We start from the raw sequence: 13,690 nt of genomic DNA, 5'->3' as shown, positions 1-13,690 counted from the left end.
TGATGCCAGGAACCTTCGAACCGCTCCCCGGCGGCGGCGCGGCCGTCGCGCTCGACGACGTCGAGATCTCCATCATCCGGTCGCTGGCCGTCCAGCTCCTGGAGCTCGTCGGACCCGGCCCCGGCGAGGACGCCCCCGACGACCCGCTGGCCGAGCTCTTCGCCGAGGGCCCCAGCGAGCCCCCGAAGGACCCCGTGCTCAAGCGGCTCTTCCCGGACGCCTACAGCGACCCGGAGGGCACCCCCGGGCCCAAGGAGGCCGAGGAACAGCAGGCGTACTCCGCCGAGTTCCGCCGTTTCACGGAGAACGACCTGCGCGCCGCCAAGCGCGAGAGCGCCCTCGCCGTGATCCGCTCCCTGGACGCGCTCACGCCGGCCGGCGACGGCGGCGCGATCCTCAAGCTGTCCGTCGAGGAGTCCCGGCAGTGGCTCGGCACCCTCAACGACCTGCGCCTGGCGATCGGCTCCCGGCTGGAGATCACCGACGAGGACGACACCGACCTCCTCTACCGTCTCCCGGACGAGGACCCGCGCAAGCCGATGGTGATGGCGTACCTGTGGCTCGGCGGCCTCCAGGAGACGCTCGTCTCGACCCTCATGCCCTGATCCGGGGCGTTCGGCGTTCGCTCAGAGGACGCTCAAATCCGGATAACGATGAGGTCACCAGAGTCGCCTTCTATGCGCCCGTGGGGTGGCCTTTGTCCGGTTCTCCCTGTGGCGTGCGCCACATCTCGCTCGGATGATCAAGATTGCGGCCGTGATAAATCTTCACGACCGCCCGGCGAACACCACCCATGTTCAGCCGGGTGCGCCACCGAGCCGGCGGATCGCCGGCCAGGCACGGGCGGGTCCGCAAAACCCGCCCAGCTCCATCAATCCGGGGGGATCGAGACCCGATCCGGGGCCGACGAGAGGCCCGGGGTCGGAATGGAGAAAGGCGCACCACCACATGACCTCCGCTCAGGTCGGTACGGACAACGCCCCCGAGGGGGCCGAAGAGGGGTACGAGCGCGGGCTCGGCAGCCGTCAGGTCCAGATGATCGCGATCGGCGGCGCCATCGGCGTCGGCCTCTTCCTGGGCGCCGGGGCGAACATCGCCAAGGCCGGCCCCAGCCTCATCTTCATGTACGCCCTCGCGGGCGTGATCATCTTCTTCATCATGCGGGCACTCGGCGAGCTGCTCCTCTACCGCCCGGTCTCGGGCTCCTTCGCGGAGTACTCCCGCGAGTTCCTCGGCCCGTTCTTCGGCTACTTCACCGCCTGGACCTACTGGCTGATGTGGGTCGTGACGGGCATGGCCGAGCTGACGGCCGCCGCGATCTACGTCCACTACTGGTTCCCGCACGTCCCGCAATGGACGACCGCCCTGGTCTTCCTGGTGATCCTCTTCGGGGTCAACCTGATCTCCGTGAAGCTCTTTGGCGAGCTGGAGTTCTGGTTCTCGATGGTCAAGGTCACCGCGCTGATCGGCATGATCGTGATCGGGCTCGGCGTCCTCACCTTCGGCTTCAGCGCCGCCGGTGACACCGCCTCCGTCGCCAACCTCTGGCAGTTCGACGGCTTCTTCCCCAAGGGCGTCGGCTCGTCCCTGATGACCCTGCAGGGCGTCATGTTCGCCTACCTCGCCGTCGAGCTGGTCGGTGTCACGGCCGGCGAGTCCGAGAACCCGGAGAAGACCCTCCCCAAGGCGATCAACACCCTGCCCTGGCGCATCGCGCTGTTCTACGTCGGCGCGCTCACCGTCATCCTCTGCGTCGTCAAGTGGACCGAGTTCGCCGACGGCGTCAGCCCCTTCGTGAAGGCGTTCGCGCTGATCGGCATCCCGGCCGGCGCCGGCATCGTCAACTTCGTCGTCCTGACCGCGGCCCTGTCCTCCTGCAACTCGGGCATGTACTCCACGGGCCGCATGCTGCGCACACTGGCCGACAACGGCGAGGCCCCGCGCGCCTTCGCCAAGCTGTCGGCCTCCAAGACGCCCGCCCTCGGCATCACGGTCTCCGTCGCCTTCATGGGCATCGGCGTGGTCCTCAACTACATCGTCCCGGAGAAGGCGTTCGGCTACGTCACCTCGGTGGCCACCGCGGCCGGCATCTGGACCTGGCTGATGATCCTGATCAGCCATGTCCTCTACCGCCGCGCGGTCGTCGCGGGCCGGCTGCCCGCCTCGTCCTTCCCGGCGCCGGGCGGCGCGGTGTGCTCGTACATCGCCATCGTGTTCCTGCTCTTCGTCACCGGCCTGATCGCCTACGACGCCGACTCCCGCGTCTGCCTCTATGTGATGGCCGGCTGGGCGGTCGTCCTCGGCATCGGCTGGGCGATCCTCAAGGCGAGCAACCCGGAGGTCACCCGGCGGCGCGAGCCGGAGCTGGAGAAGGTCGGCTGACCCTGCTCCCCTCTGTTCGGCATCCGGGCCGCCCCGTACCAGCCATCGGTACGGGGCGGCCCATCTGCTTGTCCTGGCAGTCCCCCTGCTTATCCTGACGAGCATGCTGACCATCACCCAGGCCCTCGTCGACCAGATCGTCGCGCACGCGCGCAAGGACCACCCCGACGAGGCGTGCGGCGTCGTCGCGGGCCCGGCCGGTTCGGACCGCCCCGAGCGGTTCATCCCGATGCTGAACGCGGCCATGTCGCCCACGTTCTACGAGTTCGACTCCGGCGACCTGCTCAAGCTCTACCGCGAGATGGACGACCGCGACGAGGAGCCGGTGGTCATCTACCACTCCCACACCGCGACCGAGGCCTACCCGTCCCGCACCGACATCTCCTACGCCAACGAGCCCGGCGCCCACTACGTCCTGGTCTCCACCGCGGACACCGACGGCCTCGGCGAGTTCCAGTTCCGCTCGTACCGGATCGTGGAAGGCGAGGTCAGGGAGGAGGAGGTCACGGTCGTAGAGGCCTACTGATCTCGCGGTTCGGTCAGAATTCGTCCAGTATGCGAGATCACACTCCGGGACCGGGGCTGGGAATCGATACGATGACCCCATGGTTTTCCACGACGTGAGCAACAAGACGCCGGGCATGCTGCTCGTGGCGCGGCTGCACGTCGACCTGTGCAGGCTGCAGAGCGCCATCTGTACGCGCTGACCCCTGCCGCCGTACGGCCGTGAGCCGCGGCGCCTTGTGCACCACACGCTCCACTGCGCTGCCGCGCGCCCACCGACTGACTACTCCCGACAGGAGCCCTGAGCCATGGCCATCGAGGTCCGCATCCCCACCATCCTTCGCACCTACACCGCCGGCGAGAAGGCGGTGGAGGGCAACGGGGACACCCTCGCCGAGCTCTTCGCCGACCTCGAGACCCGGCATGCGGGCATCCAGGCCCGCATCGTGGACAACGGCGAGCTGCGCCGCTTCGTCAACGTCTACCTGAACGACGAGGACGTCCGCTTCCTCGAGGGCATCAACACCAAGGTCGCCGACGGCGACAACGTCACGATCCTGCCGGCCGTGGCCGGCGGCATGGCCTGATCCGCATGCGCTACGACTCGCCGCTGGCCGCGGTGGGCAACACCCCTCTGGTGCGCCTGCCGCGGTTGTCGCCGTCCGAGGACGTCCGCATCTGGGCCAAGCTGGAGGACCGCAACCCCACCGGCTCGGTCAAGGACCGCCCGGCCCTGCACATGATCGAACAGGCGGAGAAGGACGGCCGTCTGACCCCGGGCTGCACCATCCTGGAGCCGACGAGCGGCAACACCGGCATCTCGCTCGCCATGGCCGCGAAGCTCAAGGGCTACCGCATGGTGTGCGTGATGCCCGAGAACACCTCGCAGGAGCGCCGCGACCTGCTCGGCATGTGGGGCGCGGAGATCATCTCCTCCCCGGCGGCGGGCGGTTCCAACACCGCGGTCCGGGTCGCCAAGGAACTCTCGGCCGAGCACCCGGACTGGGTGATGCTCTACCAGTACGGCAACCCGGACAACGCGGGCGCCCACTACGCGACCACCGGCCCCGAAATCCTCGCCGACCTCCCCTCCGTCACCCACTTCGTGGCGGGCCTCGGGACGACGGGCACGCTGATGGGCGTCGGCCGCTTCCTGCGCGAGAACAAGCCGGACGTCAAGATCGTCGCGGCGGAACCGCGCTACGACGACCTGGTGTACGGGCTCAGGAACCTCGACGAGGGCTTCGTGCCGGAGCTGTACGACGCCTCCGTCCTGACGACCCGCTTCTCCGTCGGCTCGGCGGACGCCGTCACCCGCACCCGTGAACTCCTCCAGCAGGAGGGCATCTTCGCGGGCGTCTCCACCGGAGCGGCCCTGCACGCGGCGATCGGCGTCGGCACCAAGGCCCTCAAGGCCGGCGAGAGCGCGGACATCGTGTTCGTCGTGGCCGACGGCGGCTGGAAGTACCTGTCGACGGGCGTCTACACGGCGGCCACGACGGAGGAAGCCATCGAGACCCTGCAGGGTCAACTCTGGGCGTAGCCCTTCGTGGGCCTGCTCGAAGGGCTCATGTCGCCAGGTGACGGACCTGGTCCCACAGGACCGGGTCCACCACACCCACCCTCCGCCGGAACTCCCACACCGGAACCTCACGCAGCTCATCCGTCTCCAGGAAGCTGGCGCGCCCCTGCGCATCGCCCACGGCCCCCGGGGGCAACGGGATCACCCCGGCCCGCTCGTCGTGGTACTTGCTGGTGATCTTCGCGACCACCGCCCGCTCCCCGTGCACCACCAGCACCAGACAGGGCCGGTCCTTGTTGCCCGGCCGGTCCTCGTACGGAACGTTCGCCCACCAGATCTCCGCGGGCTTGGGCCGTCCGCCACCCCGCACGCCCGGCCGGCCCGGCGGCCGTGTCCGGCGCCCCGCGGGCCGCCGCCCCCGCCCCCAGCCGTCGACGAGCGTGGCGACCAGCGCGAGCAGTATCACCGCCGCGAGCGCGAGCCACCATGACGTGTCCATACGAAGACGTTACCGGCGCACGATCAGCGCCGCGCGCCCTCTGCGCAACCCGGGCTCGCCCTCTCACGCCTCACCCGCCCCGCTTCCAGCCGAACCGGTGACACCACAGGTGAGTTCGCCCACAACAGCCCCTGCCTGAGGAGCGACCGGACGTTTTGCGCCTTACGCTCGACGGACCGCACGACCCCCGTTCCCCTTCCCAGAAAAGTTCCCGCCAGCGGAGGTTTCTGCTTCATGAAGCTCACCGTCGTCGGTTGCTCGGGGTCGTTCCCGTCCGCGGAATCGGCCTGCTCGAGCTACCTCGTAGAGGCCGACGGCTTCCGGCTGCTTCTCGACATGGGCAACGGTGCCCTTGGCGAGCTGCAGCGCCACTGCGGTCTCTACGACCTCGACGCGATCTTTCTCAGCCATCTGCACGCCGACCACTGCATCGACATGTGCGCCTACTTCGTGGCGCGCTACTACCGGCACGACGGCGGCCGCTGCGATCCGATTCCCGTCTACGGACCCGAGGGAACGGAACACCGGCTGACCACCGCCTACGCCGACACCCCCACCGCCTCCTCCATGAGCGAGGTCTTCGACTTCCACACGGTCAAGCCGTCCACGTTCGAGATCGGCCCGTTCACGGTGCACACGGAACGCGTGGCCCATCCCGTGGAGGCGTACGGCATCCGCATCGAGCACGGCGGGAAGTCCCTGACCTACTCCGGCGACACGGGCACGACCTCCGTCCTGGACGAACTCGCCCGCGACACCGACCTGTTCCTGTGCGAGGCCGCCTTCACGCACGGCAAGGAGAGCATCCCCGACCTGCACCTCAACGGCCGCGAGGCGGGCGAGACGGCGGCCCGGGCCGGCGCCCGGCGCCTGGTCCTCACGCACATCCCGCCGTGGACCGACCCGCAGGTCAACCTGGCCGACGCCCGCGCGGTGTTCGACGGCCCGGTGGAGTTGGCGGCGCCGAGGCAGTCGTACGAGATCTGACTCCGCACGTAGGGGAAGGCCCCGGCACCTGTTGCGGTGCCGGGGCCTTTCTCATGCCGTGAGGGCGGGGCTCACGCCTTGGTGAGGTCCTCGAGCTCCTCCTCGGGCTCGCGGCCCGGGGTGGGGAGGTTGAACCTGACGATGGCGAAGCGGAAGACGACGTAGTAGATGGCGCCGAACGCCAGGCCGACCGGGATCAGCAGCCAGGGCTTGGTGGAGATGCCCCAGTTGATGAAGACATCGGTCAGACCGGCCGAGAAGCTGAAGCCCATGTGCATGCCCAGCGCCCACGTCACGGCCATCGACACGGCGGTGAGCACCGCGTGGATCGCGTACAGCAGCGGAGCGATGAACATGAACGAGAACTCGATCGGCTCGGTGACGCCCGTGACGAACGAGGTCAGGGCGAGCGACACCATCATGCCCGTCACGGCCTTGCGGCGCTCGGGGCGGGCCGAGTGCGCGATGGCCAGGGCGGCGGCGGGCAGGCCGAACATCATGATCGGGAAGAATCCGGTCATGAACATGCCTGCGTGCGGGTCGCCCGCGAAGAAGCGGGGCAGGTCGCCGTGGAAGACGGTGCCGGCGGAGTTGGTGTAGTCGCCGATCTGGAACCAGGCCACCGAGTTCACGAACTGGTGCATGCCGATCGGGATCAGCGCGCGGTTGATCAGACCGAAGAGCGCCGCACCGAAGGAACCGAGCCCGGTCATCCACTCGCCGAAGTTCGTGATGACGTCACCGATGGGCTGCCAGCCCAGGACGACCAGTACACCGAGGGCGGCGCCGACGACGGCCGTGATGATCGGCACCAGCCGGCGGCCGTTGAAGAAGCCGAGCCAGTCCACGAGCTTCTTGCGGTGGTAGCGCTGCCACAGCACGGCGGTCAGCAGGCCGATGATGATGCCGCCGAGCACGCCCGGGTTCTGGAAGGTCGCGGCCTCCGCGACCCCGTGGCCCTTCTGCCAGAAGCCGCCGAAGGGGGCGACGGACGTATAGGTGGCGCCCTCGTGCCCGTCCTTGATCGGGAACTGGTGGATCACCGCGTAGTAGGTCAGGAAGCTGACCACTGCGGCGAGTGCCGTGGAACCGTCGGCCTTCTTCGCGAAGCCGATGGCCACGCCTATGCAGAACAGCAGCGGCAGTCCGAACGAGCCGTCGAACAGCACGCCGCCGGCCCCGGCGAACACCTTGGCGACATCGGTGGGCAGATGCAGCTTCGCCTGGACGTCGGGCTGGCCGAGTCGCATCAGCAGGCCCGCCGCCGGAAGCACGGCGATCGGGAGCTGGAGACTGCGGCCGATCTTCTGCAGGCCCTTGAGCAGGCCGGATCCCCACTTCTTCGTGGGGGCCGCCGTTGGCGCGGTGGCGGTGGTCATAGACTTCCTCCATCGGGTGGTGGTCTACACCACTCAGTGGTGTAGACCTGTTGTAGCAGATGAAGTCCGCATAAAGGAACCCGCGAAATCTGCAACCGGAACGCTACGCACCGTTCACCGCGAGTGATCTTCCCCAGTCCCTCCGCAGGCCTTCCGCGCGCATGGGAACGGCCCCCGAACCGGCGGTCCGGGGGCCCAACTCACTTGTGACACAAGGCCCTGGTCAGGGCTGCGTGACGTCCTCGTGCTCCTCCTCCGGCTCCCGCCCCGGAGTCTTCAGGTCGAACCTCGTGATCGCGAAACGGAAGATCACGTAGTAGACCGCGGCGAAGCACAGCCCGATCGGGACGATCGCCCACGGTCTCGTGGCCAGATTCCAGTTGATGACGTAGTCGATCAACCCGGCCGAGAAGCTGAAGCCGTCGTGCACCCCGAGCCCCCACGTCACCGCCATCGACACCCCCGTCAGCAGCGCGTGGATCGCGTACAGCAACGGCGCGACGAACAGGAACGAGTACTCGATCGGCTCGGTGATGCCCGTGACGAACGACGTCAGCGCGACGGACAGCATCAGCCCGCCGATCTCCTTCCGGCGGGCCGGCTTCGCGCAGTGCGTGATCGCGAGGGCCGCCGCCGGCAGCGCGAACATCATGATCGGGAAGAACCCGGAGGTGAACTGCCCCGCATTCGGATCGCCCGCCAGGAACATGTTGATGTCACCGTGCACGACCGTGCCGTCGGGCTTGGTGAAGCTGCCGAACTGGAACCAGATGGGCACGTTCAGGAACTGGTGCAGCCCCACCACCAGCAGCGCCCGGTTCGCGACGCCGAAGATGCCCGCACCCCAGGCGTCGAGTCCGTCGAGCCAGTCGCTGAAGCTCTCCAGGCCGTCACCGATGGGCGGCCAGATCCACAGGCACAGCGCGGCGAACGCGATCGCAACGAACGCCATGATGATCGGCACCAGCCGCCGCCCGTTGAAGAAACCGAGCCAGTCCACCAGCTTCGTACGGTGATAGCGCGCCCAGAAGAACGCGGCCAGCAGACCCATCACGATGCCGCCGAAGACACCCGGATTCTGGTACGTGAACGCCGTCACCGTGCCGTCGGACACCTGGCAGCCGACCCCGGCGACCGCCTTCGACCCGCCCGGGCAGTCCTTCGGGAACTGGCGCAGCACGTTGTAGTAGACGAGAAAGCCCGCGACCGCCGCGAGCGCCGTCGAACCGTCCGCCTTCTTCGCCATGCCGATCGCGACACCGACGCAGAAGAGAAGGGGAAGCCCGAGAGAACCGTCGAGCAGGGCGCCGCCCGCACCGCCCATCACCTTCGAGACGTTCGTCCACCCCAGCCCGTCGTCCCCGAAGACATCCGGCTGACCGAGCCGGTTGAGGATGCCCGCGGCCGGCAGCACCGCGATCGGGAGCTGGAGACTGCGGCCCATCTTCTGCAAACCCTGGAACAATGTGTTCCACCGCCGCCGGGCAATGGAGATCTCCGTAGTCTCACTCATGGGTTGGCGACCGCCTGTCAGGTGGTGTAGACCAGTCACGGGCGATATGGCTGCTGTGACGTCATCCTTCGGTACGCACGACGCAATCGCTCGAGAAGTTGAGCCAACCGTGCGTGAGGAGACTGACATGGCCAGCAAGGCAGAGAAGATCGTTGCCGGGCTCGGCGGCATCGACAACATCGAGGAGATCGAGGGCTGCATCACTCGGCTGCGCACCGAGGTCAGCGACGCCTCGCTGGTCGACGACACCGCCCTGAAGGCCGCAGGCGCCCACGGCGTCGTCAAGATGGGCACCGCGATCCAGGTCGTCATCGGCACCGACGCCGACCCCATCGCCGCGGAAATCGAAGACATGATGTGAACCGACGTGAGATGAGCCACGGCCACCCCGGCCCGCACTCACTCGTTGGGGCCCCTTCCCACCGCGGGAGGGGCCCTTTCCGCCTGTACGGCTAGGCTCAGCGCCATGTCTCGAATCGACGGCCGCACCCCCGAACAACTCCGCCCGATCACCATCGAACGCGGCTGGAGCAAGCACGCCGAGGGCTCCGTCCTCATCGCCTTCGGCGACACCAAGGTCTTCTGCACCGCCTCCGTCACCGAAGGCGTCCCCCGCTGGCGCAAGGGCAGCGGCGAGGGCTGGGTCACCGCCGAGTACTCCATGCTCCCCCGCGCCACCAACACCCGCGGCGACCGCGAATCCGTACGCGGCAAGATCGGCGGCCGCACCCACGAGATCAGCCGCCTCATCGGCCGCTCACTGCGCGCGGTCATCGACTACAAGGCGCTCGGCGAGAACACCATCGTCCTCGACTGCGACGTCCTCCAGGCCGACGGCGGCACCCGCACGGCCGCGATCACCGGCGCCTACGTGGCCCTCGCCGACGCCGTCGCCTGGGCCCAGGGCAAGAAGCTGATCAAGGCCGGCCGCCAGCCGCTCACCGGCACCGTCTCGGCGGTCTCGGTCGGCATCGTCGGCGGCGTCCCCCTCCTCGACCTCTGCTATGAGGAGGACGTACGGGCCGACACCGACATGAACGTCGTCTGCACCGGCGACGGCCGCTTCGTCGAGGTCCAGGGCACCGCGGAGGCCGAGCCCTTCGCCCGCGAGGAGCTCAACTCCCTTCTGGACCTGGCGGTTTCCGGCTGCTCGGAACTCGCTGTCCTCCAGCGCAAGGCGCTTGATACCGTCCTCGAAAAGTAAAGGACGCGCCAAGCGGAACGGCGGCCCGAGGCAACCCGGACGCCCCTCCCAGCGTCCCTACGAATGCGGGCGCACGGCACACCACCGTGCGCCCGACCAGTACGGGGGGCCCACGGGCCTGGACACGGAGGGACCACAGTCATGGCCGCGAGCCGAGGCCGCCGCATCACCGTCACCATCGCAGCACTGGCAGCCATAGGGCTGACCGCGGGCCTCACCACCGGCTGCGACGCCGTCGACAAGGCCCTGGACTGCGTCCAGACCGCCGACACCATCGCCGACAGCGTCACCGACCTCCAGCAGGCCGTGGAAAACGCCTCGAACGACCCGACCCAGCTCGACGAGTCACTCGCCTCCATCGACAAGAACCTCGACAAGATCGGCGACAAGACCGACAACGCCGACGTCAACAAGGCCGTCGACGACCTGAACAAGGCCGTGGGCAACGTCCGTACGGCGATCAAGAACGGCGACAAGACCCCGGACGTCAGCCCCGTCACGGACGCGGCGGGCGAACTCACGAAGGTCTGCACCTCATAAGGACCCCCCTACGGGCCGCGCCGTACTGTTGCCCCATGACGACGCGCTTGATCCTCGCCACCCGCAACGCCGGAAAGATCACCGAGCTCAGGGCGATCCTCGCCGAAGCAGGACTCGCCCATGAACTGGTCGGGGCGGAGGAGTATCCGGATGTCCCCGACGTCAAGGAAACAGGCGTGACGTTCGCCGAGAACGCCCTGCTCAAGGCCCACGCCCTGGCACAGGCGACGGGCCTGCCGGCCGTGGCCGACGACTCGGGTCTGTGCGTGGACGTGCTCCACGGCGCGCCGGGCATCTTCTCCGCCCGCTGGGCGGGCAAGCACGGCGACGACCGGGCCAACCTGGAGCTGCTGCTGGCCCAGCTGTCGGACATCGCGGACGAACACCGGGGCGCGCACTTCGCCTGCGCGGCGGCACTGGCACTGCCGGACGGCCGGGAGCGCGTGGTCGAGGGGCAGCTGCGGGGGGTGCTGCGGCACGCTCCGGTGGGCATGAACGGCTTCGGGTACGACCCGATCCTGCAGCCGGAGGGGGAGTCGCGGACGTGCGCGGAGCTGACCGCGGAGGAGAAGAACGCGATCAGTCATCGGGGGAAGGCGTTTCGGGCACTTGTGCCGGTGGTGCGGGAGTTGTTGGGCTGAGGCTTATACGGAAACGGCCTGCGTATCAATCCTTCGATTCGCAGGCCGTTCGGTGCGGCGGAAGGGATTCGAACCCTCAAGCCCGGTCAGGGGCCACAGGACCTAAACCTGCTGCGTCGCCGTTGCGCCACCGCCGCTAGCCGTCTGCCATCGTACCGGCAGTCGCTCGCGGCCTGTTGCCTCCCCTGCACCAGGTGCTGGTGATCGCGTGGCAGTTGGGACACAGCAACCGGAGGTTCTCGCGCCGGTTGTCGCGCCAGTCCCCGTTGGTGTGATCCACCTCCAGCGTCATGGGCTTCCCGAGCCACTCGGGGCCGTTCCCGCAGCGGGCGCACACCTCGGCGACACCCACTGCGAGAAGCGCGCGGCGTAAGCGTTTGGTCTCTGTCCGGTGGGTGCCGTTGTGCTGTACCAGAACCTCCTCCGGGGCCTTGCTGTTCGCGGGCGGTTTGCCCCGTTGATGGGCCTGCCCCAGGAAGTGTGAGGTCTTGATCTGGTACTCGGCGATCCACTTACGTAGTTGGGTGCGCTGTGCGCCGTTGTCCGGACGGTCCAAGCGACGCAGCACTTCCGCCATGGAAGTCGACTCGGCGACTGCCACTCGCAGGGCGCTCTCCGTGGGGGGAGGGAGCCTGCCGCAGGGGCGGAAGTGCGAGATGTCGATGCCGTAGTGAGCGAATCGGCTTGCGAGGTACCGGCGGAGGTTCTCGTATGGTCGGGTGCCGAACGAGGCGATGACCTCGTCGATGTCGGCGCACGTTTCGGCGGCCTCGGCCAGTCGCTCGCGGGTGTACTGCACGCTACTGGTCATGAGGCGCAGTCCCTGGCGCGGCCTTTGCTGCGCCCCCGGTAACTGTCCGTTGTGGAGTGGCAGTTCGGGCAGAGCAGTCGCAGGTTATCGAGCCGATTGTTCCGCCAGTTGCCGTCGATGTGGTCGACTTCGAGGGGAAGCGGCTCCCCGAGCCAGACCGGCTCGATTCCGCAGATTGCGCAACGCTCCTCCATGCCGACTTCGCCCATCGCTCTCTTGAGCCGACTGCTGGGGATGCGCCTTGCGTGTGTGGACGTCTCCTCGATGAGGATCTCTTCTGCGGTCCGGCGGCGCTGGTTGTATCGCTGCCGCTCCGTGCGAACCACCGCCGTGAAGTGAGAGGTGTCCAGGCCGTAGGCCTTGATGCGCCGGGAAATGTGCGTGTGGTGCCCGCCGACCACGTCGAGCCCGAGCCGCCGTAGGACCTCGTTCACGCTCGTCGACGCCGCTACCACAGGCTCAAGGATCTCCCTCGTCCACTTGGCCCCCTCGCGCTCGAAGTGCGAAACGTCCACCCCGAGCTTCTTCATCCGCTCACGGACGTATCGCCGCTTCCAGCTCTTCGGATCCACCCCCAACGACACCAACGCCTCCGACAACGTCCGCGCCCCTCGAGCCGCCTCTTCCAGCCGCTCCCTGGTGTACGCACTGGCCCCCATGAGCCCCCTCCGTTCCGGCCGCACGTTCGCAGCCCGTACGGAGTAACGAACAGCTCATCCGACAGTCACGCCCGAAATGTAAAGCGGCCCGCACCAGGGCATCCCGGTGCGGGCCGCTGAAGCAGCAGAGACGGACCCTCAGATCCCCAGATCCTTGATGATCTTTGCCACATGCCCCGTCGCCCGGACGTTGTACAGCGCCCGCTCGACCTTGCCCTCCTCGTCCACGATCACCGTGGAGCGGATGACGCCCATGTACGTCTTGCCGTAGTTCTTCTTCTCGCCGTACGCGCCGTAGGCCTCGGTGACCGTCTTCTCCGGGTCGGCCGCCAGCGTGATCTTCAGGGACTCCTTCTCGCGGAACTTCGCCAGCTTCTCCGGCTTGTCCGGGGAGATGCCGATGACGTCGTAGCCGGCGCCTGCCAGCAGTTCCAGGTTGTCGGTGAAGTCGCAGGCCTGCTTGGTGCAGCCGGGCGTCAGGGCCGCCGGGTAGAAGTAGACGATGACCTTGCGGCCCTTGTGGGCCGAGAGGGACACGTCGTTGCCGTCGGCGTCGGGGAGGGTGAAGTCGGGGGCCACGTCCCCCGGCTGGAGTCGCTCGCTCATCGAACCAGCGTAACCGGGGGTCCTGACGGTGCAGGGGCGGGCGGAACTGACAGACTGTCCAGAACAAGTAGCAGCAGGCAGGCATCAGGCGACTTCGGAGGCCCCACGGTGGCGGACACGTCGGACACCAGAACCCCGGCGCAGATCGAGGCGGACATCAGGCGCCGCCGCGACGTGCTGGCCGAGACGCTCGACGAGATCGGGGTGCGGGTGCATCCGAAGACGATCGTCGGCGATGCCAAGGCCAAGGTCGTGTCGAACATCGATCAGACCCTGGGCCGGGCCTACGTCGGGGTCAACAAGGTCGTGAGCGATGTGAAGGCGCAGTTCGTGGACGAGGAGGGCGCGCCCCGGCTGGAGCGGATCGTGCCGGTCGCGGTCGTCGCCGTGGGACTGGTGGGCCTGCTCGCGCTCGGGACCCGGCGGCGCAGGGGCTGAGCGAG

General features: G+C 68.1%; 18 protein-coding genes and 1 tRNA gene. 12 read left to right on the top strand and 7 right to left on the bottom strand.

Going from position 1 to position 13,690, the window contains the following annotated elements:
- Window positions 1-2 precede the first annotated feature (2 nt).
- The 6 genes from ACWC1K_RS30540 to ACWC1K_RS30515 all read left to right on the top strand — a co-directional run bounded on the left by ACWC1K_RS30540 (window position 3) and on the right by ACWC1K_RS30515 (window position 4,429).
- On the top strand, window positions 3-605 hold the full coding sequence (locus tag ACWC1K_RS30540) for a DUF2017 domain-containing protein (protein WP_450836133.1): 603 nt from the start codon (window positions 3-5) through the stop codon (window positions 603-605).
- Between the two features lie 343 nt (window positions 606-948).
- Window positions 949-2,382, top strand: coding sequence for an amino acid permease (locus ACWC1K_RS30535; RefSeq protein ID WP_351476019.1), 1,434 nt, complete (start codon window positions 949-951; stop codon window positions 2,380-2,382).
- A 103-nt stretch (window positions 2,383-2,485) separates the two neighbouring features.
- Window positions 2,486-2,908, top strand: a complete 423-nt coding sequence (locus tag ACWC1K_RS30530) for a Mov34/MPN/PAD-1 family protein (protein ID WP_450836130.1) — start codon at window positions 2,486-2,488, stop codon at window positions 2,906-2,908.
- Between the two features lie 79 nt (window positions 2,909-2,987).
- Entirely contained in the window at window positions 2,988-3,089 is a 102-nt protein-coding gene (locus tag ACWC1K_RS30525; RefSeq protein WP_450750175.1) for a putative leader peptide, read from the top strand.
- Between the two features lie 105 nt (window positions 3,090-3,194).
- Entirely contained in the window at window positions 3,195-3,473 is a 279-nt protein-coding gene (locus tag ACWC1K_RS30520; protein WP_115907918.1) for a MoaD/ThiS family protein, read from the top strand.
- Window positions 3,474-3,478: 5 nt separating this feature from the next.
- Window positions 3,479-4,429: a PLP-dependent cysteine synthase family protein gene (locus ACWC1K_RS30515; RefSeq protein ID WP_351476009.1), complete on the top strand. Its 951-nt coding sequence runs from the start codon at window positions 3,479-3,481 to the stop codon at window positions 4,427-4,429.
- 25 nt (window positions 4,430-4,454) lie between these two features.
- Here ACWC1K_RS30515 and ACWC1K_RS30510 read toward each other — a convergent pair whose 3' ends face one another.
- Window positions 4,455-4,907, bottom strand: a complete 453-nt coding sequence (locus ACWC1K_RS30510; RefSeq protein ID WP_266955760.1) for a type II toxin-antitoxin system PemK/MazF family toxin — start codon at window positions 4,905-4,907, stop codon at window positions 4,455-4,457.
- 234 nt (window positions 4,908-5,141) lie between these two features.
- Here ACWC1K_RS30510 and ACWC1K_RS30505 point away from each other — a divergent pair, with 234 nt between their 5' ends.
- Window positions 5,142-5,894 (top strand): MBL fold metallo-hydrolase, encoded by a 753-nt coding sequence (locus tag ACWC1K_RS30505; RefSeq protein ID WP_450836128.1) that lies wholly within the window; start codon window positions 5,142-5,144, stop codon window positions 5,892-5,894.
- Between the two features lie 71 nt (window positions 5,895-5,965).
- Here the strand turns inward: ACWC1K_RS30505 and ACWC1K_RS30500 are convergent, their stop codons facing one another.
- The gene (locus ACWC1K_RS30500; protein WP_450836126.1) at window positions 5,966-7,273 is read right to left on the bottom strand and encodes a PTS transporter subunit EIIC; all 1,308 of its coding nucleotides are present in this window, start codon (window positions 7,271-7,273) and stop codon (window positions 5,966-5,968) included.
- 223 nt (window positions 7,274-7,496) lie between these two features.
- Entirely contained in the window at window positions 7,497-8,786 is a 1,290-nt protein-coding gene (locus ACWC1K_RS30495; protein ID WP_450836124.1) for a PTS transporter subunit EIIC, read from the bottom strand.
- Between the two features lie 127 nt (window positions 8,787-8,913).
- Here ACWC1K_RS30495 and ACWC1K_RS30490 point away from each other — a divergent pair, with 127 nt between their 5' ends.
- From ACWC1K_RS30490 to rdgB, 4 genes are all read left to right on the top strand, one after another.
- Window positions 8,914-9,147: a glucose PTS transporter subunit EIIB gene (locus tag ACWC1K_RS30490; protein ID WP_450836122.1), complete on the top strand. Its 234-nt coding sequence runs from the start codon at window positions 8,914-8,916 to the stop codon at window positions 9,145-9,147.
- A gap of 105 nt (window positions 9,148-9,252) precedes the next feature.
- Window positions 9,253-9,990 carry a ribonuclease PH gene (rph, locus tag ACWC1K_RS30485; RefSeq protein WP_351476001.1) on the top strand — a complete coding sequence of 246 codons (738 nt, stop codon included), beginning with the start codon at window positions 9,253-9,255 and terminating at the stop codon, window positions 9,988-9,990.
- Window positions 9,991-10,131: 141 nt separating this feature from the next.
- Window positions 10,132-10,530, top strand: coding sequence for a hypothetical protein (locus ACWC1K_RS30480; RefSeq protein WP_450836120.1), 399 nt, complete (start codon window positions 10,132-10,134; stop codon window positions 10,528-10,530).
- A 35-nt stretch (window positions 10,531-10,565) separates the two neighbouring features.
- Entirely contained in the window at window positions 10,566-11,171 is a 606-nt protein-coding gene (gene rdgB / locus ACWC1K_RS30475; protein WP_450836118.1) for an RdgB/HAM1 family non-canonical purine NTP pyrophosphatase, read from the top strand.
- A 53-nt stretch (window positions 11,172-11,224) separates the two neighbouring features.
- Here rdgB and ACWC1K_RS30470 read toward each other — a convergent pair.
- The 4 genes from ACWC1K_RS30470 to bcp all read right to left on the bottom strand — a co-directional run bounded on the left by ACWC1K_RS30470 (window position 11,225) and on the right by bcp (window position 13,247).
- Window positions 11,225-11,308 (bottom strand) — tRNA-Leu (locus tag ACWC1K_RS30470).
- Entirely contained in the window at window positions 11,308-11,982 is a 675-nt protein-coding gene (locus ACWC1K_RS30465; RefSeq protein WP_450836117.1) for an HNH endonuclease signature motif containing protein, read from the bottom strand. Before ACWC1K_RS30465 ends, ACWC1K_RS30470 begins: the two co-directional genes overlap by 1 nt.
- On the bottom strand, window positions 11,979-12,641 hold the full coding sequence (locus tag ACWC1K_RS30460; RefSeq protein WP_450836115.1) for an HNH endonuclease signature motif containing protein: 663 nt from the start codon (window positions 12,639-12,641) through the stop codon (window positions 11,979-11,981). The genes ACWC1K_RS30465 and ACWC1K_RS30460 overlap by 4 nt, the downstream gene beginning before the upstream one ends.
- Window positions 12,642-12,779: 138 nt before the next feature.
- A complete protein-coding gene (gene bcp, locus ACWC1K_RS30455) occupies window positions 12,780-13,247 on the bottom strand; it encodes a thioredoxin-dependent thiol peroxidase (RefSeq protein WP_115907926.1) in 468 nt (155 codons plus the stop codon).
- A 108-nt stretch (window positions 13,248-13,355) separates the two neighbouring features.
- Here bcp and ACWC1K_RS30450 point away from each other — a divergent pair, with 108 nt between their 5' ends.
- Window positions 13,356-13,685 carry a DUF3618 domain-containing protein gene (locus ACWC1K_RS30450; protein WP_450698251.1) on the top strand — a complete coding sequence of 110 codons (330 nt, stop codon included), beginning with the start codon at window positions 13,356-13,358 and terminating at the stop codon, window positions 13,683-13,685.
- The last annotated feature ends 5 nt before the right edge of the window (window positions 13,686-13,690 follow it).

The organism is Streptomyces sp. NPDC001492, assembly GCF_053597275.1.
Note: the sequence above shows the minus strand (reverse complement) of the source record. Positions and strands in the feature narration are given on the sequence as shown.

Bases quoted from the DNA above. Each gene is read 5' to 3' on its own strand.
- ACWC1K_RS30540 (WP_450836133.1), top strand. From the start codon at position 3: ATGCCAGGAACCTTCGAACCGCTCCCCGGCGGCGGCGCGGCCGTCGCG.
- ACWC1K_RS30510 (WP_266955760.1), bottom strand. From the start codon at position 4,907: ATGGACACGTCATGGTGGCTCGCGCTCGCGGCGGTGATACTGCTCGCG.
- rph (WP_351476001.1), top strand. From the start codon at position 9,253: ATGTCTCGAATCGACGGCCGCACCCCCGAACAACTCCGCCCGATCACC.
- ACWC1K_RS30525 (WP_450750175.1), top strand. From the start codon at position 2,988: ATGGTTTTCCACGACGTGAGCAACAAGACGCCGGGCATGCTGCTCGTG.
- ACWC1K_RS30465 (WP_450836117.1), bottom strand. From the start codon at position 11,982: ATGACCAGTAGCGTGCAGTACACCCGCGAGCGACTGGCCGAGGCCGCC.
- ACWC1K_RS30490 (WP_450836122.1), top strand. From the start codon at position 8,914: ATGGCCAGCAAGGCAGAGAAGATCGTTGCCGGGCTCGGCGGCATCGAC.
- bcp (WP_115907926.1), bottom strand. From the start codon at position 13,247: ATGAGCGAGCGACTCCAGCCGGGGGACGTGGCCCCCGACTTCACCCTC.
- rdgB (WP_450836118.1), top strand. From the start codon at position 10,566: ATGACGACGCGCTTGATCCTCGCCACCCGCAACGCCGGAAAGATCACC.
- ACWC1K_RS30515 (WP_351476009.1), top strand. From the start codon at position 3,479: ATGCGCTACGACTCGCCGCTGGCCGCGGTGGGCAACACCCCTCTGGTG.
- ACWC1K_RS30520 (WP_115907918.1), top strand. From the start codon at position 3,195: ATGGCCATCGAGGTCCGCATCCCCACCATCCTTCGCACCTACACCGCC.
- ACWC1K_RS30535 (WP_351476019.1), top strand. From the start codon at position 949: ATGACCTCCGCTCAGGTCGGTACGGACAACGCCCCCGAGGGGGCCGAA.
- ACWC1K_RS30500 (WP_450836126.1), bottom strand. From the start codon at position 7,273: ATGACCACCGCCACCGCGCCAACGGCGGCCCCCACGAAGAAGTGGGGA.
- ACWC1K_RS30480 (WP_450836120.1), top strand. From the start codon at position 10,132: ATGGCCGCGAGCCGAGGCCGCCGCATCACCGTCACCATCGCAGCACTG.
- ACWC1K_RS30460 (WP_450836115.1), bottom strand. From the start codon at position 12,641: ATGGGGGCCAGTGCGTACACCAGGGAGCGGCTGGAAGAGGCGGCTCGA.
- ACWC1K_RS30505 (WP_450836128.1), top strand. From the start codon at position 5,142: ATGAAGCTCACCGTCGTCGGTTGCTCGGGGTCGTTCCCGTCCGCGGAA.
- ACWC1K_RS30530 (WP_450836130.1), top strand. From the start codon at position 2,486: ATGCTGACCATCACCCAGGCCCTCGTCGACCAGATCGTCGCGCACGCG.
- ACWC1K_RS30495 (WP_450836124.1), bottom strand. From the start codon at position 8,786: ATGAGTGAGACTACGGAGATCTCCATTGCCCGGCGGCGGTGGAACACA.